Annotated in this window: 15 protein-coding genes; 3 read left to right on the top strand and 12 right to left on the bottom strand. The window is 65.5% G+C overall.

Going from position 1 to position 17,770, the window contains the following annotated elements:
• Positions 1–345 precede the first annotated feature (345 nt).
• The 5 genes from BCUN_RS03850 to BCUN_RS03825 all read right to left on the bottom strand — a co-directional run bounded on the left by BCUN_RS03850 (position 346) and on the right by BCUN_RS03825 (position 5,330).
• Positions 346–963: a hypothetical protein gene (locus BCUN_RS03850; protein ID WP_033517224.1), complete on the bottom strand. Its 618-nt coding sequence runs from the start codon at positions 961–963 to the stop codon at positions 346–348.
• Positions 960–2,255 (bottom strand): hypothetical protein, encoded by a 1,296-nt coding sequence (locus BCUN_RS11345; RefSeq protein ID WP_152598162.1) that lies wholly within the window; start codon positions 2,253–2,255, stop codon positions 960–962. Before BCUN_RS11345 ends, BCUN_RS03850 begins: the two co-directional genes overlap by 4 nt.
• 5 nt (positions 2,256–2,260) lie before the next feature.
• A complete protein-coding gene (locus BCUN_RS03835) occupies positions 2,261–2,971 on the bottom strand; it encodes an ATP-binding cassette domain-containing protein (RefSeq protein WP_160257648.1) in 711 nt (236 codons plus the stop codon).
• 178 nt (positions 2,972–3,149) lie between these two features.
• The gene (locus BCUN_RS03830) at positions 3,150–4,058 is read right to left on the bottom strand and encodes an NAD-dependent epimerase/dehydratase family protein (RefSeq protein ID WP_051920693.1); all 909 of its coding nucleotides are present in this window, start codon (positions 4,056–4,058) and stop codon (positions 3,150–3,152) included.
• Between the two features lie 96 nt (positions 4,059–4,154).
• Positions 4,155–5,330, bottom strand: a complete 1,176-nt coding sequence (locus BCUN_RS03825; protein ID WP_051920691.1) for an ATP-binding protein — start codon at positions 5,328–5,330, stop codon at positions 4,155–4,157.
• A gap of 208 nt (positions 5,331–5,538) precedes the next feature.
• Here BCUN_RS03825 and upp point away from each other — a divergent pair, with 208 nt between their 5' ends.
• Positions 5,539–6,180 carry a uracil phosphoribosyltransferase gene (gene upp / locus BCUN_RS03820; RefSeq protein ID WP_033517217.1) on the top strand — a complete coding sequence of 214 codons (642 nt, stop codon included), beginning with the start codon at positions 5,539–5,541 and terminating at the stop codon, positions 6,178–6,180.
• Between the two features lie 470 nt (positions 6,181–6,650).
• Here the strand turns inward: upp and BCUN_RS03815 are convergent, their stop codons facing one another.
• The 6 genes from BCUN_RS03815 to dnaB all read right to left on the bottom strand — a co-directional run bounded on the left by BCUN_RS03815 (position 6,651) and on the right by dnaB (position 14,013).
• The gene (locus BCUN_RS03815; protein WP_033517215.1) at positions 6,651–7,682 is read right to left on the bottom strand and encodes a glycerophosphodiester phosphodiesterase family protein; all 1,032 of its coding nucleotides are present in this window, start codon (positions 7,680–7,682) and stop codon (positions 6,651–6,653) included.
• Between the two features lie 79 nt (positions 7,683–7,761).
• On the bottom strand, positions 7,762–9,816 hold the full coding sequence (locus BCUN_RS03810; RefSeq protein WP_033517213.1) for an ABC1 kinase family protein: 2,055 nt from the start codon (positions 9,814–9,816) through the stop codon (positions 7,762–7,764).
• A gap of 136 nt (positions 9,817–9,952) precedes the next feature.
• A complete protein-coding gene (locus BCUN_RS03805) occupies positions 9,953–10,234 on the bottom strand; it encodes a phasin family protein (RefSeq protein WP_162178408.1) in 282 nt (93 codons plus the stop codon).
• A gap of 233 nt (positions 10,235–10,467) precedes the next feature.
• The gene (locus BCUN_RS03800; RefSeq protein ID WP_033517211.1) at positions 10,468–11,217 is read right to left on the bottom strand and encodes a type 1 glutamine amidotransferase; all 750 of its coding nucleotides are present in this window, start codon (positions 11,215–11,217) and stop codon (positions 10,468–10,470) included.
• 11 nt (positions 11,218–11,228) lie between these two features.
• Positions 11,229–12,641, bottom strand: coding sequence for a Mur ligase family protein (locus tag BCUN_RS03795; RefSeq protein WP_051920687.1), 1,413 nt, complete (start codon positions 12,639–12,641; stop codon positions 11,229–11,231).
• A gap of 7 nt (positions 12,642–12,648) precedes the next feature.
• The gene (gene dnaB / locus BCUN_RS03790) at positions 12,649–14,013 is read right to left on the bottom strand and encodes a replicative DNA helicase (protein WP_033517209.1); all 1,365 of its coding nucleotides are present in this window, start codon (positions 14,011–14,013) and stop codon (positions 12,649–12,651) included.
• 473 nt (positions 14,014–14,486) lie between these two features.
• Between dnaB and BCUN_RS12170 the strand changes: the two genes are divergently transcribed.
• Positions 14,487–15,302: a hypothetical protein gene (locus BCUN_RS12170; RefSeq protein WP_033518443.1), complete on the top strand. Its 816-nt coding sequence runs from the start codon at positions 14,487–14,489 to the stop codon at positions 15,300–15,302.
• A 156-nt stretch (positions 15,303–15,458) separates the two neighbouring features.
• Here BCUN_RS12170 and BCUN_RS03780 read toward each other — a convergent pair whose 3' ends face one another.
• Complete coding sequence (locus BCUN_RS03780) at positions 15,459–16,814, bottom strand: hypothetical protein (protein ID WP_033518441.1); 1,356 nt, start codon at positions 16,812–16,814, stop codon at positions 15,459–15,461.
• A gap of 136 nt (positions 16,815–16,950) precedes the next feature.
• Here BCUN_RS03780 and BCUN_RS03775 point away from each other — a divergent pair, with 136 nt between their 5' ends.
• Positions 16,951–17,541, top strand: coding sequence for a uracil-DNA glycosylase family protein (locus BCUN_RS03775; RefSeq protein WP_033518440.1), 591 nt, complete (start codon positions 16,951–16,953; stop codon positions 17,539–17,541).
• The last annotated feature ends 229 nt before the right edge of the window (positions 17,542–17,770 follow it).

The raw sequence follows: 17,770 nt of genomic DNA, 5'->3' as shown, positions 1-17,770 counted from the left end.
CAGTGACCTTTTCTGACTTCTTTGTCCTTGGTCCCTCACGGAACCGCGGTGATGCACCCAGCTTAAGGTCACATAAGCTCACAAAACGCGCCAAAGAGTATCCCAAATTGACTTTTGGCTATCCCAGATTGCGCGTAGAGGATCCGTGAGATTTTGTTCAAAAAATGAACAATTTCTCATGAAGGTTCCCAAACGCTGGATCCTATGTATAATGGGTACTCGCGTCGGGCCGTGCATAGCCCCGGGCTCCATTTTTTGCCGCTGCGAGCGGCCCTTGCGCCGACATGGCGCTTTCGCGGTCCGACGTTTTTCTTCTTTCCTCCTTCTCCACGGGTTGATCGTGAATCAACCTGTATCCGATGACCGTCGCCATCCCAACGCAACGCAGCAGACAAGGTCCAGGATTCCCAGCACCGCCACCGGCATCCAGCTGGAGGACGACACTGCAAACATGTTGAAGTCGACGACGCGACCGCCAATGAACATCCGCCAGGGAAACAGCCAACTGGTCAGGGAGAGCAGCACCGGCGGTAGCCACGCTATCTGTGGGTATCCCAGAATGGTGGTCAACAAGCCGGGCACCACGCTGACCAGGAATACCCGCACGGCCATGATGACGTCCTGGGGCTCCCGAAAATACCAAGCGAGGCAGAGCATGGCCCCGACCGGCAGTTGGACCAGCAATGCCCATGCTGCCGTCGCCACACGCACGCGCAGCGGACGTGGCAACGGCGGCAGCTCAGGCGTGCACGCCGCGACCGCGACGATGGCCGCCGCCACCATCACCATGCCGTTGACGCGGAAGGGGAACGCCAGAGGCAGCCCGCCGATGGCATGGATACGCCGGTCGCCGACGAGCAGGGAGACAATCAGCAGCAGACCGTATCGCGCCAGCAATGCAGGGCCGCCGTATACCCGGAACCAGGCAGTCCACGGCAACCATCCCCTCAAGTGCGCGCTCATCGGACCGCACATCCTCGCAACGTCTTCATGAGGGTTTCCGTATCCGCGCGCGACATCGGTTCGAAGGTATCGTCCACCTCTTGTCTGAACCGTTCAGACGTCATGCCGCTGGCCACGAACCGCAGTTGCATCGCCACACGGCGCACGTCATCGATTTCGAGGTCGGAGGGGCCTTCCTCCGACGTCCACGACGCGCACCATGCCGGCGTTGCCAGGGTGAGGAACAGGTCGTCCTTCACCGTGGCCAAGGTCGTCGGGTCGCCGTCCAGACGCCCCAGACTCACACGTCCAGGCAGTCCCTGGGACGGGTCGTAGCGTGCAGAGGCCTCCTCGATCCGGTCAGGCACGGCAAAGCCGTATCCCTGTTCTCGCAGCCGGTCGAGCTGCACATCGATGTCGGCTATCGTCTCGTGCGCCACATCTTCGTGTTCCCGGTAGACGCAGATGGTCGTCGATGCCTTGACACACTCCTCCGGCGCTTCCGTATGCGGGAGCAGGGGCGGAACATGCAGCAGGAAGCGGCTTGCCATCAACAGCACGCAGCATCCCAGCACCAGCAGCAAAGACGGCACCGTCCATACCGTCCAGGATCGCAACCGTTCGACATGCGCCAGCAGGAACACACAGGAGGCGCCCAGCAACAACACCACCTGCCAGCATAGGGGAACAGGGTTGAGTGACAGTCCGACCTGGCTGACCGAGGCTCCCGTATCTCCCAATGGCGAGAACAGCGGAGAGCCCAGTCCGGCGTCGGTCAGCAGCGACGCGCCGACCATCATCACCACGACCGCCACCACCGGGGCAAATCGCACGGAACAGAGCCTGCCCAGGCATGAGCCGGCAGCGAGTCCCCAGCCAATGCCCAGTACCTGCACGACCATCGCCATCCACAGCGTCCACCAGGCATGCCGGTACCACAACGAGTGGGAACAGGCCAAGGCCACGCCCCACACCACGAAACGCTCCACCGCCACCGGCACCAATGTCAGCACCCATGCCAAGAGGAACGCCCGATAGCGTCGGCGTACCGTGACGACCAGGGCAGGCATGCGCATGATGCGCGCCGCATCCCAGGCGCCCACGGCACAGCCGAGCACCATCAGCACCCACATGTCGCAGGCAAGGAACCGCGTCACCAACTGGGCGTCGCCATGCAGAAGCGCAAACCGCAAGGACAGCAACAGCACATCCACCACGCCCGTGGCCACGAACAGCCACGGACCAAGCCATGCCCGCCAGCCGTAGGCGCCCAGCGAAACGGCCCCCCTCCACCATTGCCGCACTTTTCCCACGCCAATCAACCCTCTTCCATCCATTGGCGGAGACGATCCGCGGAAGTTGCCTCGGCGCCCTCAAGGAGGTCGTCCATACGCGTCTGCCGGACCAGTTGACCCGATTCCAGCAGCACCACGGTATCCGCAACGCACACCACGTCCTCCAACAGATGGGTGGACATGAGGCAATGGGTCCCGGTACCGATGTCGCGCACGTATTCCAGCATGGCCGTCCTCTGCTGCGGATCCAGTCCCACCGTCGGTTCGTCCAGCAACAGCAGGTCCGGATTCCCCAGACATGCCGAAGCCAGCAGCAGGCGACGCCGCATGCCGCCGGACAGCGAACCGATGCGCGAGCGCACCCGATTGGACAGGTCCACGGCTTCCAGGGACTGCGCAACCACTTGGTCACGCGTCGAGACGGGAACCTTCTGCAACCACGCCACGTACTCCAGGAAATCCTTGCAGCGTGCGCTTTTGGGCAGCACGGTCTCCTGTGGCATGTACCCGATGCGCAGCGCGGAACGGGCGAGCGGTGCGCCGTCGCGGCTCACGACCGGCTTGGCAGCATCCGCATCCGGCATGCCCGCCAAGGTCCGCATCAATGTGGTCTTGCCTGCACCGTTGTGTCCCAAAAGGCACGTGATGCCCATCGGCAAGTCCAGGTCAAACGGACCGAGGCGAAACGCATGGCCATATGCCACGTCAATGCCGCGAATCAGCAACGAGCTCATTGCAGCCGTTCCGTGAGAAACAGATGCCATGCCATTCCAACCTTTGCGCCACGCATCATCGCGTCCTTCCTTCATGGTGCAACCGCCAACCGCCTGCACCGTGTATTACTTCAGGCTAGTTCACGTATGGCCGCAGCTGCAACCCATCTACACAAAATCGGTAGATGGCAGGAAGTCCCTACGCCAGCTCCCGGTCAATGTACTCCATGTACGGCTTGGCGGTCACCTCGTCCCCGTGCGCGCAATACCAGTCGTAGGCCTCGTGCAGGCCCGCCTCCAGCGGAATCGTCGTCGGCAGCACCTGCTGCTGGCCGCGCACGTCGAGCTCATAGCCGTAGTCGTGGAAGGGGAAGAACAGCCTCTGCGGCACGCCGGTGACGCTCGTGCAGGGCGCGGCGTCACGACCGGCGGCGCGATAGCACATCTCGACCCAGTCGCGCACGCTCACCGTCTGCGGGTTGCCGACGTTGAAGATGTGCTGCTCCGGCTGCTGTTGCGCGATCCGCTCGACGAACTGGCACAGGTCGCGGATGTGGAAGAACTGCAGGCGCATGCTGCCGTCGCCGGGCAGCCTGAAGACGCGGTCGCGGCGTGCGCAGTCGAAGACGAAGGCCTCGCGGTACACGTTGTTGCCCGGCCCGTACAGGTACGGCGGTCGGACGATGTAGGCGTGCGGCGCGCGCTCCAGCAGCGCGCGCTCCGCCTCGATCTTGCCCAGCCCGTAGGCGCCCCACACCGTGTTCTCCCCCAGCCGCACGCCCTCGGCGAAGGGCTGCAGGTTGGTCTCCGGGTAGACGGCGCTCGAGCTGATCAGGACGATGGTGCCGACGTGCGTGTGCGCCAAGGCGTCGGTCAGCTGGACGACGTCCTGCCGGTCGTAGGCATTGACGTCGACGACCAGGTCGAAGGATTGTCCGGCGAGGCGGTCGCCGAGCTCGCCGCGGTCGCACTGGACGAGGCGGACGCCGTCGACCTGCGGCCTGCTGCCGCGGTTGACGACGGTGACGTCGTCGCCGCCGCGCACGAAATGCTCGGCCAGTGCCTTGCTGACGAATACGGTCCCGCCGGTGATGAGTATGCGTGCCACGATTCCCCTTGCTCCAGTTGTGCTGCCGGTACCCGGAGATGAGCGTAACAAGCGGCAGGGCGAGTTGACATAACCGGTTCCAGCATGCGGGATGGGTCAGTCGCCGGTGCTACCGCGAAGTTCGTCGGCCAGACTTTCCTCCAGCTGGTAGAAGGCGGCATGCCCACGCAGGTATTCGCGCATGAACGGCATGCGGAAGTCCACGAAGCCGCGGTCGGTCGGCTTGATGAAGTCCTCGTTGATGAGCCGGCTGCGGTATACGCTGGCATACTTGGCGTCGCGGTGCATGCGGCGGGCGATTTCACCGGTGTTCGAAGGACCGTCATCGATGGCCATGGCCAGCAGGTATTCCCGGGCCATGGGCGGCAACCCATCCACTGCGGGACCGTTGACGAGTTCGCCGATGCGGTCGCGGGCCTTCTCGATGCCTTCCTGGGCGTCCTGCAGGGTGATGGCGTCGGGATGGCCATTGCGGTCGGACGCACGCCACGCCTGGTGCCCCACGAGCTGGATCATGAAGGGGTATCCGTGCGTGGCCTCGGTGAGCAGGTTGAGCACCTCGTAGTCGGCACTCTTCCCGTTGTCGGAAATCGTATGCTCGAAGGCCTCCCAGACGTCCGGAAGGTCGACGTTCTGCAGGTGGAAGCGTTCGGCCCGGCGCAGGAAGGTCAGTATCCTGTCGTTGACAACGTCGTTGACCATGCCGGGAATGCCGGCGAAGACGACCGCGACGTTGCGGTCCTCGCGGATGAGATGCTGCACTGCGGTAGCGAAGGCGCGCACCTCGTCCATCGGCGATTCGGCACCGAGCTCGTCCAGCGTGATGAGCACCCCCTGGCGATCCTCGTCCATGCGGTCCAACCGCTCGCCGACGGCATGGCGCAGGTCCAAGGCGGCCAGATCGTGGCTGACCTGCATCTTGCCGAGGTTCAGGGTGGCGCCCAACGAACCCAACGGCGACTCAAGGGACAGGGACGGCAGGGTATAGGACGCGGTGCGGCTGTCACGATCTGCCAAGCTGCCGATGATGCGCTCGGTGAAGCCCACGCTGGCGGTTTCGTTGACCACGAACCAGTCCCGCTCCTTCACCATGTCGCTCAGGGCATTGAGCATGACCGTCTTGCCGATGCCGCGGGCCCCCGTGACGAACAGCAGGCGTTCCGGAGCCCCCGGCCCCTCCTCGATGGCCATGCGGAACGCGTCAAGGTCGTCGTCCCTTCCCACCAGGACAGGAGGCCGCTTGCCGGCCGTCGGCTTGAACGGACTGTACATTGCGCAACCTCCCATGTTCTATGCTCATATGCTCTATGGATTCGTGATACCTGACCTTACCTCTCGATTCTAACAAGTCTAACGTTGTCTAACAAATCTAATGCAATCTAACAAATCTAAAATTTGTCTAACAAGGTCAGCGCAGCCGCCGCTCCCCCGCCAAACGCCGACGGCGTAGCACGGCCCACCTGCGGCTATGCTGGGGGGTATGGAACTGCATGTTTTGGATCACCCGCTCGTCGAGCACAAACTGACCGTGCTCCGCGACAAGAACACCCCCTCCTCCACCTTCCGTGAGCTCATCTCGGAGCTCGTCTCCCTCGAGGCCTACGAAGCCACGCGCAACCTGGCCGTGGTAGACAAGCCGATCGAGACCCCGGTCGCCCCCATGGTCGGCAAGGCCATCGCCAAGCCGCGCCCGATCATCGTGCCGGTGCTGCGCGCCGGCCTGGGCATGCTGGACGGCATGACCCGCATGATGCCGAGCGCCGAGGTCGGCTTCCTGGGCATGAAGCGCGACGAGGAACACCCCACCCAGCAGATCACCTACGCGAACCGCCTGCCCGACGACCTCTCCGGACGCCAGTGCTTCCTGATCGACCCGATGCTCGCCACCGGCGGCACGCTCGTGGCCGCCACCCACTACCTGGCCGAGAAGGGCGCGAAGGACGTCACCGCGATCTGCATCATCGCCGCCCCGGAAGGCATCAAGTTCGTCGAGGAGAACATCGATCCGAGCATCGACTTCCGCGTGGTCGTCTGCGGTGTGGACGAAGGCCTCAACGACAAGAGCTACATCGTCCCCGGTCTGGGCGATGCCGGCGACCGCCTCTACGGCGTGATCGACTGACCGATTCCATTGCCGCGGGTGCCGGGCGGGAATTCCCCGACCAGCACCCGTTTTTCATGCCGACCCCACCCAGGCATTCAGTCATGGAAGACGCGCCACGAGTACCTCTCCCCCGCACTATCTGCCTTAAGTGTGTGTTTCCAGCCTCCGTCAGAGCTCTATCCGGCTTAAGTGCGTGGCCGCCCTTCGTACTATCGTTCCGTTCATATAAATAAAGTTACGGATAATGAGCAAGTAAGAGAAACAAAACTGCAAATAATTATAATCAATCAAATTTACAATTGGTTAATTGTGGCAGCTACGCACTTAAGCCGGATAGACCTCTGATGGAGACCGAAAACACACACTTAAGGCAGATAGGTGCGTCAGCGCCTATATTCAGCACAGACTACTGCATACAACAGCCAACAAAGGCCACATCCATGCATGCAGCTGCCGCGTGGGACTTCAGTCCCACGCGGCAGGATCCGTCACAGTGCCAGGTCGTGGCCCGGCGTGCCCTCGGGCACGAAGGACTCGAAGATGAAGCGGTCGAAGTACGGCATCGCCTCGTCGTACTGCTCGGCCGAGCGCACGGTCCAGCCCACGGCGAGCGCGCCCATGGAGCGCACCAGCTTGAGTGCCTTGGAAGAGGCGTTCTGCACGTCATAGGCCACGAAGTCCGGCCGGCTCATCCAGTTGAAGACGAGCTTGCCGGCACCCCACACCACCGGGTCGCCCTCGCCGAAGCGCAGGTCCTGGGCGAGCTGGCCGCGGCAGACGTCCGGGTGGTTCTGCTTGTACCAGTTCATGGCCGCCGGGTTGAAGGACTCCACCGCATACTCGCCCTGGTAGGCATCGAGCAGGTCGGCGGCGGCGTTCATGAAGTTCTCATCGGCCTCGCCCCAGGAGCGCATGTCGTCAAACTTGAACTCGACGATGATCGGCACGCGGCCGTCGACGAGCCGCAGCACGTCGCTCAGCAGCGGCACGTGCTGGTACTGCCCGGCCGGCATTTCACCCGTGGCGAGCGGCGAGACGGCGGCACCCGGCTCGGCGCCGGGGAACAGAGGGATGCGCACGAGCTCGTCGTACGTGAGGTCGGCGATCTTGCGTGAGTCGCCGGCGACGCGCATGAGGTCGGCGTCGTGGATGACGACGATCTGCCCGTCGGCGGTGGACTGCACGTCGAGCTCGATGCCGAAGCCGGCCTCGGCGGCTGCGGCGAAGGCGGGCAGCGAGTTCTCCGGTGCGATGGGGTCGACGTCTTCCATCGAGCCGTAGCCCGCCTGCACTGCCATGCTGCGTGCGTACTGCACGTACTCGTTGCTGGCGGGGGCGTCGGCGTCGTCCAGACCGGAGCCAGCGTCGTGCAGGCCGCGGTGGGCGTACATGGTTTCGGAAAGCGTGGGCACGTAGTTGCGGCGCTTGTCGGAGAACGACCGCGGCTTGACCGCCATCGCCCCGAGGCCTGCCGCGAGCACGCCCCCGATGACCAGGTTCCTGAAGAGTTTCGTTGCCATGTTGTCTCCTTCGATGGCGTATGTCTGCTTTCGAGCCTAGTGCATCCGCGCCGCGCGGGGCGGTGCTATGGGCGAACGGCTATTTCCGCTTCCCCTTCTTCTTGAGCGCACGGTTCTTCGCCATGATGTCGATCACGATCCAGGCGGAGAGGATGAAGGCGATGAGGTAGCCGAGGAAGCCGACGACGGGGATGCCGAAGATGATGGGCTTCATGCCCGCCCCGTACACCGTGGACGAGCCGATGAACAGGCCGACCACGATCATGGCCATGGTGATGCGGTTGACCATGTCGCCCAGCTGGCGCAGCGGCTCCTCGGAACCGACGAGTTCCATGTTCATGCGCAGTTCGCCGCGGGTGAGCATGCGCAGCGCGGTATGTGCCTCGTTGACCGCCTTGAGGCCGCTGTGCAGCGCCTCGTGGCCTTCCACCCCGAGCGATTCGACCTCGTCGCGCACCGCCTGGGAAGGCGACTTGGAGGAGGCGATGTGCTTGGAAATGATGGTGATCATGTTGACGTCGGGGATGAACTTGTCGAGCAGTCCCTCGAGCGTGACGAGTGCGCGGCCGACGGTGGTCACGGAGCTGGGGACCTCGATGCCATGGCGGCGCGCCATGGAGGTCAGCGACCCCATGAAGGACGCCAGGTCGAGATCCGCGAGGTCGACGGTGCCGAACTCCTCGATGATGCCGTCGAGGTCGGCCAGCAGCGACGGATAGTCGGTACGGTCGGTGGCCTGCCCAGCGAAGCGCAGCAGCGCGTCCGCGAGCTGCGCGGAGTCCTGCTTGCCGACGGCGAACAGCATCTGCTTCAACGCGGCGCGCGTCGCCGCGTTGAGCCGGCCGGTCATGCCCAGGTCGAGCAGCACGATCTGCCCGCCGCGAATCTCGATATTGCCCGGGTGCGGGTCGGCGTGGAAGAAGCCGGCGTCGAGGATCTGCGCGGCGTAATTGTCCACCAGCTTGGTGCCGATCTCCTTGAGCGAATAGCCGTCGTCGAGCAGTTCGCGGGTGTGCGCGATGGGGATGCCGTCGACGTACTCCATGACCACCACGTGCTCCGTGCACAGGTCCACGTAGGGCGTCGGGCAGTCCATGTACGCGTAGTGGTCGCAGAACCGCTTGAACTCGACCAAATTGCGCGCCTCGTTGAGGAAGTTCGTCTCCTCGTCAAAGGTGTCCCAGAGTTCCTCGACGACCCCCTGGAAGTCGACGACCTGCGAGTTGCGCATGACGCGCGTGGCACCGCGGGCCAGGGAACGCAGGATGGAGATGTCCTCGGCCATGGTGACGCGCACGCCCGGCCGCTGCACCTTGACGGCGACGTCCTCGCCGGTGAGCAGCGTGGCGCGGTGCACCTGGGCGAGCGACGCGGAGCCCAGCGGCGTGGTGTCGATGTGGCTGAAGATCTCCTCGACAGGCCGCTTGTATTCGTTCTCCAGCGTGGAGAGCACGACCGAGTAGGGCATGGGGTCGGCGTCGGCGCGCAGCTTGCCGAGCTCGTCGCAGAAAGCCTGCGGCAGGATCTCGGAGCGCATCGACAGGATCTGCCCGACCTTGACGAAGGTGGGACCGAGCGCCTCGAACATGAGACGCATCTTGACCGGCGTGAGGCCCTGCAGCGCGTCGAACTGCATGGCGATCTTGCCGATCTGCGTCAGGCGGCGCGCCTTGCTGCGGCGCGTCAGGTGGTACTGCTCGGAGAAGGACTTGCGGTGGGTGCCGAACAGGCCGATCGTCTCGCTGTCCGCGAGGTCGCGGCGGCGCAGTTCCGCCGCGGACGGCGGCAGCGGCTTGCCGGTCGCGTCCTGCGCCTCGCGGGCGGCCTGGGCGGACACGTCGTCTTCCAGCTTGAGGATACGCTGCGCCTCCTCGGTCTCCGCCTTGTCGTGTACCGCGCGTTCCGCGGCGGTGCGCGCCGCCGGCGAGTCGCCGTCCGCCTCCTGGTCCTGCAAGGCGTCGTCGAGCTTGACGATGGCCGTGGTTTCGCGGTCCTGTTCGTGCTCGAGATGACGTTCGTCGCGCCGCGCCGTCCGGTCCTGCCGGCGGCGCGCCTCGGCGTCCCGGCGTTCCTGGCGTGCCTCCTGACGTTCGAAGTCGCGTAGGTCGTCGTCGTGCTCGTGTCGTCTGCTCATGGAACCCTCTCACCAAAGAAATTGTTCATTTTTTCGAAGAAAATCTAGGGGGCGGGCCGCTCACGCGGTCCGCTTCCTAGACTTTGTTCGAAAAAATGAACAATTTCTCTACCGGGGCTGCACAGCCCCTCCCTGTTTACTCGGCGTCGTCGGCCGCATCGGCCGTGGCCTGGGCCTTCAGGCCGGCGGCGGCGTCGCGCACGGTCTGCGTGGCGGCCTGCGCCTGCTCCTTGATGCTGTCCTTGGCAGTGCCGGCCTTGTGGGCGAGCTCGGAGTTGAGCTTCTTGCCTTGGTCGACGGTCAGTTCGCCGCGCTCGACGAGCTTGTTGACCAGTTCCTGGCCCTTCTCGGCGGTGGTCGCCAGGGCGCCCACGCCGGCCAGGAAGACCTTGCGCAGTCCTTCGCCGAAGTCCGGCATCGCGCTGTTGTTGGTGGTGTTGGTGTTCTCGTTGTCGGTCATTGCTACCTCCTGGCAGTACGTTCATGCGTCCGCAATGCGGGCACTGGTTCCTACTCTACACGCCCGTTCCCGTGGAAGCACGGCATTTCGCCCTCACCAAGGCCGATCCACACGGCCCCGCGCCGCAGCTGGCCGGTGCTTCGGCACGCCGCGCGTGTCGGTGCCGGGGACCTGTCGTAGATGGCCGCTGCTCAGCGCGGCCGCGCGCCGGCAACCTCGCGCGCCCGCGCGGCGAGGCCGTCGATGTGCGCGCGTTCGCGCCGCGCCGCTTCGTCGCCCAGGTCCTCGAAGCCGCCGTAGCGGCGCTCCACGCCCGCGCGGATGAGGAAGTCGGCAATCGCCGGGTTCTTCGGCAGCAGCGAACCGTGCATGTAGGTGCCGATCACGTTGTGCGCGCGGGCGCCCTCGGTGTGGTCTTGGCCGTTGTTGCCGCAGCCGTCGGCGGCCACGCGGCCCAGCGGACGGGCGCCCTCGCGCAGGAAGGTCTGCCCGGAGTGGTTCTCGTAGCCGATGATGTCGCCGAACTCGTCGCTGGACTCCACCAGGTTGCCGATCATGCGCACGTCACGGCCCACCGTGTACGCCTTGAACACGGAAATGCCCTCGAGTTTCGTGCCGTCGATCGTATCGAAGTACTCGCCGAAGAGCTGGTAGAGGCCGCAGATCATGAGCATCGGCACGCCGGCGTCGGCCAGCCGGTGCAGCAGGTCGGCGCGGCGGAACAGGTCCTCGATGATCTTCTTCTGCCCCGTGTCCTGGCCGCCGCCGCCGAGGATGATGTCGGCATGCTCCGGCCACGGGTCGTTCTGGTTGACGGCATGCACGCGCGGCTCGTAGCCGTAGAGCGCGAGCCGGCGCTGCACGGTGAGCACGTTGCCCGTGTCGCCGTAGATGTTCATGTCCTTCGGGTAGAGCGAAATGACGTCGATTGGTTTGCCCACGGTAAATCCCCCTACTTGCCCACGCCGGCGTCGGCGACGTCGGTCATGGTGGCGAGCTGTGCGCGCACGGCGAGCATCGCCGTGTACGTGCAGTAGATGTGCTTGGTGCGGCCCGGATCGGCGGTGACGAAGGCGCGCACCGCGGCGGCCAGGTCGGTGGAGACGTCGCCGACGGGCACGTCGTCGTAGGACAGGCGCAGCGCCATGTCCCAGGCGCGCACGCCGGAGACGGCCTGCACGCCGGTCTCGCGCAGGCTCGTGAAGTCGACGTCCCACAGCCAGCTCATGTCGCGGCCGTCGGCGTATTCGTCGTTGATGCAGATCATCGTGTCGCAGCCATCCGGCGGGAAGGAGCCCAGCGAGAGGCGGAAGCCCATCGGGTTCTTCACCAGCAGCAGCTCGACGGGCGTGCCGTCGAGGTCGATGACCTCGCCGCGGCCGAAGGCGGGCGTCACCTGGGCGAGCGCGCCGATCAGCTCGTCGGTGCCCGCGCCGGCGAAGCGCGTGACGCGGTCGGCGAAGGCGCCACGCGGACGGCGCGTCTCCAGCGTGGCGCGCACGTCCTGCTGGACGGCGCGTACCACGGCGAGCGCGGCCGCCGCGTTGTACAGGTTGTAGACGCCTTCGAGCTTGACGTCGGTGGCGTGTTCCTCGCCGTCGACGAGCAGGCGGGCGTGGTGGTCGCCGACCTCGGTGAGCAGCACGTCGGCGTCGGGGCGGCCGTCTTCGGGCACGGCGACGGCGCCGGCGGCCAGGTCAAGGGCGGCGGCGGTCATCTCGTCGTCGGTCGGGAAGAAGCGGCGCAGCGGCGCGGACAGGCCGAACCAGGAGACGGCGGTGCCGGCCGGCGCCTCCTGCGCGAGGGCGGCGATGCGCGGGTCCTCGCGGTTGAGCACGACGGTGCCGTCGGTGTGCGCGGCGACCTTGCCCAGCAGTCGCGCGGTGTTGTCGATCTCGCCGAAGCGGTCGAGCTGGTCGCGCATGACGTTGAGCAGCAGCGCATGGCGTGGGCGGACCTGTTCGACGAAGTGCACGGCGTAGGCTTCGTCGAGTTCGAGGACGGCGATGTCGGCGTCGAGGCGGCCGGCCAGGTCGACCTGGTCGAGGAGCGCGGAGACGACGCCGCGCGTGAAGTTCGATCCGGTGGGGTTGGTGAAGACGCGCAGGCCGAGCGTTTCGAGCATGCTGGCGACCATGCGGGTGGTGGTGGTCTTGCCGTTGGTGCCGGAGACGAGGACGGTGCCCAGCGGCAGCCGGCCGAGGGTGCGGGCGAGGAAGCCGGGGTCGGTGGTTTCGATGACCTTGCCGGGAAAGGCGGATCCGCCGTGGCGGGTGATGCGCGACGCCCAGCGCACGCCCTTGCCGAGCGCGGGCGTGGCGAAGGCGTACCACGGCTTGCGGGGTGTTTCGCTCATGGCTGTCATGTGGCTGTCATACTCCTTGCTGGTAGTCCTGCGGCATGTCCTGGAACTTCGAGTACTGGCCGCGGAACGCCAGGTTGAAGGTGTCGGTGGGGCCGTTGCGGTGCTTGGCCATGATGATGTCGGCTTCGCCCGGGCGGTCCTCCTTATCATACGCATCGGGTCGGTGGACAAGGAAGACGACGTCGGCGTCCTGCTCGATGGAGCCGGATTCGCGCAGGTCGGACAGCTGCGGCTTCTTGTCGTTGCGCATCTCCGAGCTTCGGTTGAGCTGGCTCAGGGCGACCACCGGCACCTCGAGCTCCTTCGCCAGGAGCTTGAGGGCGCGGGAGAACTCGGAGACCTCCTGCTGGCGGGACTCGACCTGCTTGCCGGAGCTCATGAGCTGCAGGTAGTCGATGACGACGAGCTTCAAGTCGTTGGTCTGCTTGAGACGGCGGCACTTGGCGCGGATCTCCATGAGGCTCATGTTGGGCGAGTCGTCGATGAACAGGGGCGCGTTCTCCAGCTTTCCGAAGAAGTTGTTGAGGGTGTTCCAACGGCCGGGGTCGATGTCCTCGGGGTTGCGCATGGCGGCGAGCGGGATGTTGGTCTCCGCAGAGATGATGCGCTGGGCGAGTTCCATCTTGCTCATCTCCAGGCTGAAGATGACGGAGGTGAGGCCCTGGTGGAGGGCGGCGGCGCGCGCGAAGTCGACGCCGAGCGTGGACTTGCCCATGGCGGGGCGCCCGGCGACGACGACCATCTGGCCCGGCTGCAGGCCCTTGGTGACGGCGTCGATGTCGCGGAAGCCGGTCATGATGCCGGTTTCGATTTCGCCTTTCTGGATGCGGTCGAGCTGGTCGAGGGCGGCTTCGACGGCCGCCTTGATGGGCGTGTAGTCCTGGCGGACCCTGCCCATGCTCATCTCGTAGACCTCAGCCTGGGCGAGGTTGATGACGTCCTGTGCCTGGGAGCCCTCGGCGCTGTAGCCGAGCTGAGTGATCTTCGTGCCCGCGACGATCACCTGGCGCAGCAGTGCGCGCTGATGCACGATCTCGGCGTAGTAGATGGCGTTGGCGGCGGTGGGCACGCTGGCGATGAGGCTGTGCAGGTAGTCGGGGCCGCCGACCTTCTCCAGGTTGCCTTCGTCGTTGAGCTTGTTCGCCACGGTGACGGCGTCCACCGGCAGGCTGGCGGCGAACAGGTCGATGATCGCCTCGTAGATGGTCTGGTGCTTGGGCTGGTAGAAGTCCGCAACCTCGATGGTCTGCGAAACCTCGCCGATGGCGTCCTTGCTCAGCAGCATGCCGCCGAGGGTGGCCATCTCCGCGTCGTCGTCGTGCGGCGGGACGCGGTCGAAGAGGGAGCTGTTGGTGGGGAATTCGTCACTCATGGGGTTGATTATAGGAGTCCGGGCTCACCTGGTGAAGGTGGCCAGTTACACATTTTTCGGGGGCCTGGAAATTGTGTAGGCCTCTGGCCCGCACAATTTGAATTTGTGCGGGCCAGAGGCCTACACGATTTTTCCACGCCGAAAAATGTGTAGACGACTCCGCCTGATGTTTGATGAAGGGTAGGGAGGAAAATCACATGGATAGGGCACCTCGAGTTTCGCACTGTCAAGCTGCTTGACTGAAGCCCGGCTGGTGTGGTCAGCACGAAATGGCGACTTCAAAAGAACTGTTTTGACACGACATGACGTTTTGTGCCGACCGTCGGTAGGCTGGCCTCATGGTTTCGCCAGCTTCAACGAACGTTACTTCCGCCGTGAGCTCGACGCATTGGAGCGCCGGCCCGACGTCTACCACGCCCGGCAGCTGCTCAAGGTGCTCGACGACCTGGCTGACCCCACAGCTCGGCGAGCGCATGGAACGGGACTTCGACTGCCTGACGCGGCTGCGTGGCTTCATCCGCCGGGCAGGCGCGACGCCGTTCGCGGCCGGCCACGCGGCACTGCCGACCGTGCGGTACGGCGACCGGCAGGTCGAGCTGCGCCGGCTGGCGGAGCAGGCGCGGGAGTGCATGCAGCCCGCGGGCAACGACTTCCTCGACGACCTGCTGGCGTTCAGCGAGTGGATCGGCTACGAGGAGGGCACCGCGTACGTCTTCCTGCTGCGCGACGCGATGCTGCCGTACCTGTATCTCCTGGCGTGCGGGCGACGCGACATCCACCCGTGGCTGCTCAGCCGGCGGTCGCTGGCCGACCTGGCCGGAGCCGACGGCGTCGACGACGCCCTCCGGCTGCCGATCTACGAGGCGCTGGAGCAGGGGCACGCCGACTATGCCGGGTTCAGCCGGTTCTGCGGGGAGCGGATACGCGGTGTGCTGGACCAACATGGTCGGCTGCGCGGCTTGCTGGACGGCATTCCGCAGGACCGGATCGTGGTGGTCGAGTCCGGCTACTGCGGGACGGTGCCGATGACGCTGGCCGCACTCGACAAGCGCGTCTCGATGAGGATGTTCACCACCGCACCGTTCCTGTTCGGGACGTATGGCGACTGTGTGTACAGCCGCCGGTATGAGGATTTGCGACGGTTCGAGACGTTGGTCAGCCAGGATGTCCTGATGCAGTATGCGGGGTTCGGCGATGGCGTGTTCCGCGTACGGGAGGCCGAGGATGAGTGGGTGCGGGATGGGGCGATGGCGGAGATGGGGGTGGTTGTTCGGGCCTTTAAGGGCTAGGGCATAGGCGGGGAGGAGTCGAACAAGGCCTTTAAGAAATATCACGAAAGATTTCTTAGCTTTATCATGTGGATGCTGAACCATACAGCTTTACCATACGGAAGCTAGACCGATCCGGCTTCATCAGGTGAAGGACAGCCCACCCAGCCCCCGCCCTCAACTCGCCAGGGACCAGTTCAGGCCGCCGTACTTGCCAGAGCCCATCTGCTGGAGCAGCTCGAAGGGGCGGGCGCAGACGGGCTCGACCAGGCGCAGGTAGCCGTCCGCGTCCATCGCGGCAAAGCAGTTGAGGGTGTCCGCGAAGCCGATGCCCTCGCCGAAGGGGGTGCGTTCCAGCGCCATGATCGTGGCGGCGTCGCGGAACATGGAGGCGGTGCGCACCATCATCGTCTCGTCCTTGCGCGCCTTGGATCCGCCGCGCATGGTGGCGTTGATCAGGGCGGCAGGCAGCACCAGCGCACCCATGTCGCGCGCCAGGCAGCCGAAGGTGCGCACACTGGCGACGGTCATGTCGAAGACGCGACGGTCACGCGCGTCGAAGGCGTTGACCAGCTGCTGGCGCATCGGGCCGCCCATCACCGAGGCGCCGACTTCGTAGAGGTACAGGGGGTTGCGCCACAGCGGCAGGTCCTCGTACTCCTTGAGGTTGTCGGGGTAGTCGTAGGACAGGAGCATGTCGTTGCGCGTCGGCGTCTCCTCCTCCCAGAGCGCCTCGTAGGCGTCGAGCAGCATGCGCTGGTCATAGAGGAAACGCGTGTCGAGCGCGCGTTCGGTGGTGGTGCGAGGCAGGTCGCCGAGTTCGGCGGTCACTTCGCCGCGCGCCTCCGCCTGCACGTATTCGGCGTCGGCCTGCAGCCGCAGCCCCTCCAGCGTGGTGACCAGCTGCGCGAAGACCGGCTGTCGGCTGCGGCAGTGCGCACAGCGTTCCTCGAAGGAGCAGTCCGCGCAGGTGCGGGCCGCGCATTCGAGCAGGTCGCGGCCCAGGAAGGGCATGGTCAGCAGGCGGTAGGCGGTGCGTGTCGCCGCGCGTGCCGGCGACCCCCAGTTCGCGACGGCGACGGCGGCCACCCGGTAGCACTCCATGGAGTGCTCCACGAGGATGACGTCGCGTTCGCGCCGGCCACCGAAGCGGTGCCGGGGATCCTTGCGCAGCCGCTGTTCGGCGCGGGAGGCGCGCGTCGTGCAGATGGCCGACGGCACCCACTCCACATTGCGCTGGCCGTTGAGCACGGCGTCGGCGTCGTTGACCAGGAAGAGCAGCCACGCGGCCAGTCCGCGCTCGGTGACGGTGCGCCGGCAGCGGTGCAGGAAGCGCAGGCCGTGTTCGCGCAGCAGGCGGTCGCCGCGTTCCTGGGCCATGGCCAGGACGCGGCACCAGCTGCTGGGCCCGAAGAGCCGGTGCGCTGCCGCGGCGGTGGCGCGGTCGTGCTCGAAGGCGTCGATGAGTCCGTCGAGCGCCTCCAGGTAGTCGGCAGTGTCCAGGGTGAGCTGGTCGAGGGGAAGGTCGGTCATGGTGCTCCTTTCGTGACGGCGATACGCTCCCAGCCAAGCAGCATCGCGGCGTCTGCGCCAATGGACAGGCCGGAAAATGTGGATATGTGGATGACACACCGGCTATCCACATCGCGCGCGTCTATTGTGGATGGGCATGGGACACAGCGACTCCGTCGAGCACATCCGCCGGCAGATCATGGACGACCCGCAGAACGCACAGTACACGGCGCGCGGCGTGCCGCCGTTGTTCGCGGCACCGCCGACCGCGCGCATCAACATCGTCGGACAGGCGCCGGGCAGGCGCGCCGAGGCGACGCGCCTGTACTGGAACGACGTCAGCGGCGACCGGCTGCGCGCATGGCTCGGCGTGGACCGCGGGACCTTCTACGAGTCGGGACTGTTCGCGGTGCTGCCGATGGACTTCTACTTCCCCGGCAAGGGCAGGTCGGGGGACCTGCCGCCGCGGCCGGGCTTCGCGGACAAGTGGCACCGGCGGATCCTGGACGAACTGCCCGACATGCAGCTGACGGTACTCGTCGGTGCCTACGCCCAGCGCTTCTACCTGGGCGTGCCGCCGCGGCAGACGCTGACCGAGACGGTGGAGCATTACGAGGATTTCCTGCCCGGGTACTTCCCCACCGTGCACCCCTCCCCCAGGAACAAGCTGTGGCTGAGGCGGAATCCATGGTTCGAACAGCAGGCCGTGCCGGACCTGAGAGAGCGCGTGGAAAGGATCCTGGCGTAGGCCAAGCGTCTTCTCCTCCCCCCGGAAGCAAGCAAGCCCCTTGAGAAATGTCTCGTTTTTGTGACAAATCTAGGGCGGGGGCCGCCTGCGCGGCCCCGCCCTAGATTTGTCACAAAAACGAGACATTTCTCGCCCGAGCCCTCTTCCATGTGATTCCCCTGCCGCGTCACTGCCTACGCATCCCCGCCTTCTCCCGAGCCCTCCCACACGGGGGCGCAGCGCACAATTC

This window comes from Bifidobacterium cuniculi, from assembly GCF_000741575.1.
GTDB classification, from domain to species: Bacteria; Actinomycetota; Actinomycetes; order Actinomycetales; family Bifidobacteriaceae; genus Bifidobacterium; species Bifidobacterium cuniculi.
The sequence above is the reverse complement of the archived record's forward strand: the minus strand, read 5'-3'. Positions and strand labels throughout refer to the sequence as shown.

Bases quoted from the DNA above. Each gene is read 5' to 3' on its own strand.
- BCUN_RS03815 (WP_033517215.1), bottom strand. From the start codon at position 7,682: ATGGCAACGAAACTCTTCAGGAACCTGGTCATCGGGGGCGTGCTCGCG.
- BCUN_RS03835 (WP_160257648.1), bottom strand. From the start codon at position 2,971: ATGAGCTCGTTGCTGATTCGCGGCATTGACGTGGCATATGGCCATGCG.
- BCUN_RS12170 (WP_033518443.1), top strand. From the start codon at position 14,487: ATGGAACGGGACTTCGACTGCCTGACGCGGCTGCGTGGCTTCATCCGC.
- BCUN_RS03825 (WP_051920691.1), bottom strand. From the start codon at position 5,330: ATGTACAGTCCGTTCAAGCCGACGGCCGGCAAGCGGCCTCCTGTCCTG.
- upp (WP_033517217.1), top strand. From the start codon at position 5,539: ATGGAACTGCATGTTTTGGATCACCCGCTCGTCGAGCACAAACTGACC.
- BCUN_RS03805 (WP_162178408.1), bottom strand. From the start codon at position 10,234: ATGCCGGACTTCGGCGAAGGACTGCGCAAGGTCTTCCTGGCCGGCGTG.
- BCUN_RS03795 (WP_051920687.1), bottom strand. From the start codon at position 12,641: ATGACAGCCATGAGCGAAACACCCCGCAAGCCGTGGTACGCCTTCGCC.
- BCUN_RS03850 (WP_033517224.1), bottom strand. From the start codon at position 963: ATGAGCGCGCACTTGAGGGGATGGTTGCCGTGGACTGCCTGGTTCCGG.
- dnaB (WP_033517209.1), bottom strand. From the start codon at position 14,013: ATGAGTGACGAATTCCCCACCAACAGCTCCCTCTTCGACCGCGTCCCG.
- BCUN_RS03810 (WP_033517213.1), bottom strand. From the start codon at position 9,816: ATGAGCAGACGACACGAGCACGACGACGACCTACGCGACTTCGAACGT.
- BCUN_RS03775 (WP_033518440.1), top strand. From the start codon at position 16,951: ATGGGACACAGCGACTCCGTCGAGCACATCCGCCGGCAGATCATGGAC.
- BCUN_RS03780 (WP_033518441.1), bottom strand. From the start codon at position 16,814: ATGACCGACCTTCCCCTCGACCAGCTCACCCTGGACACTGCCGACTAC.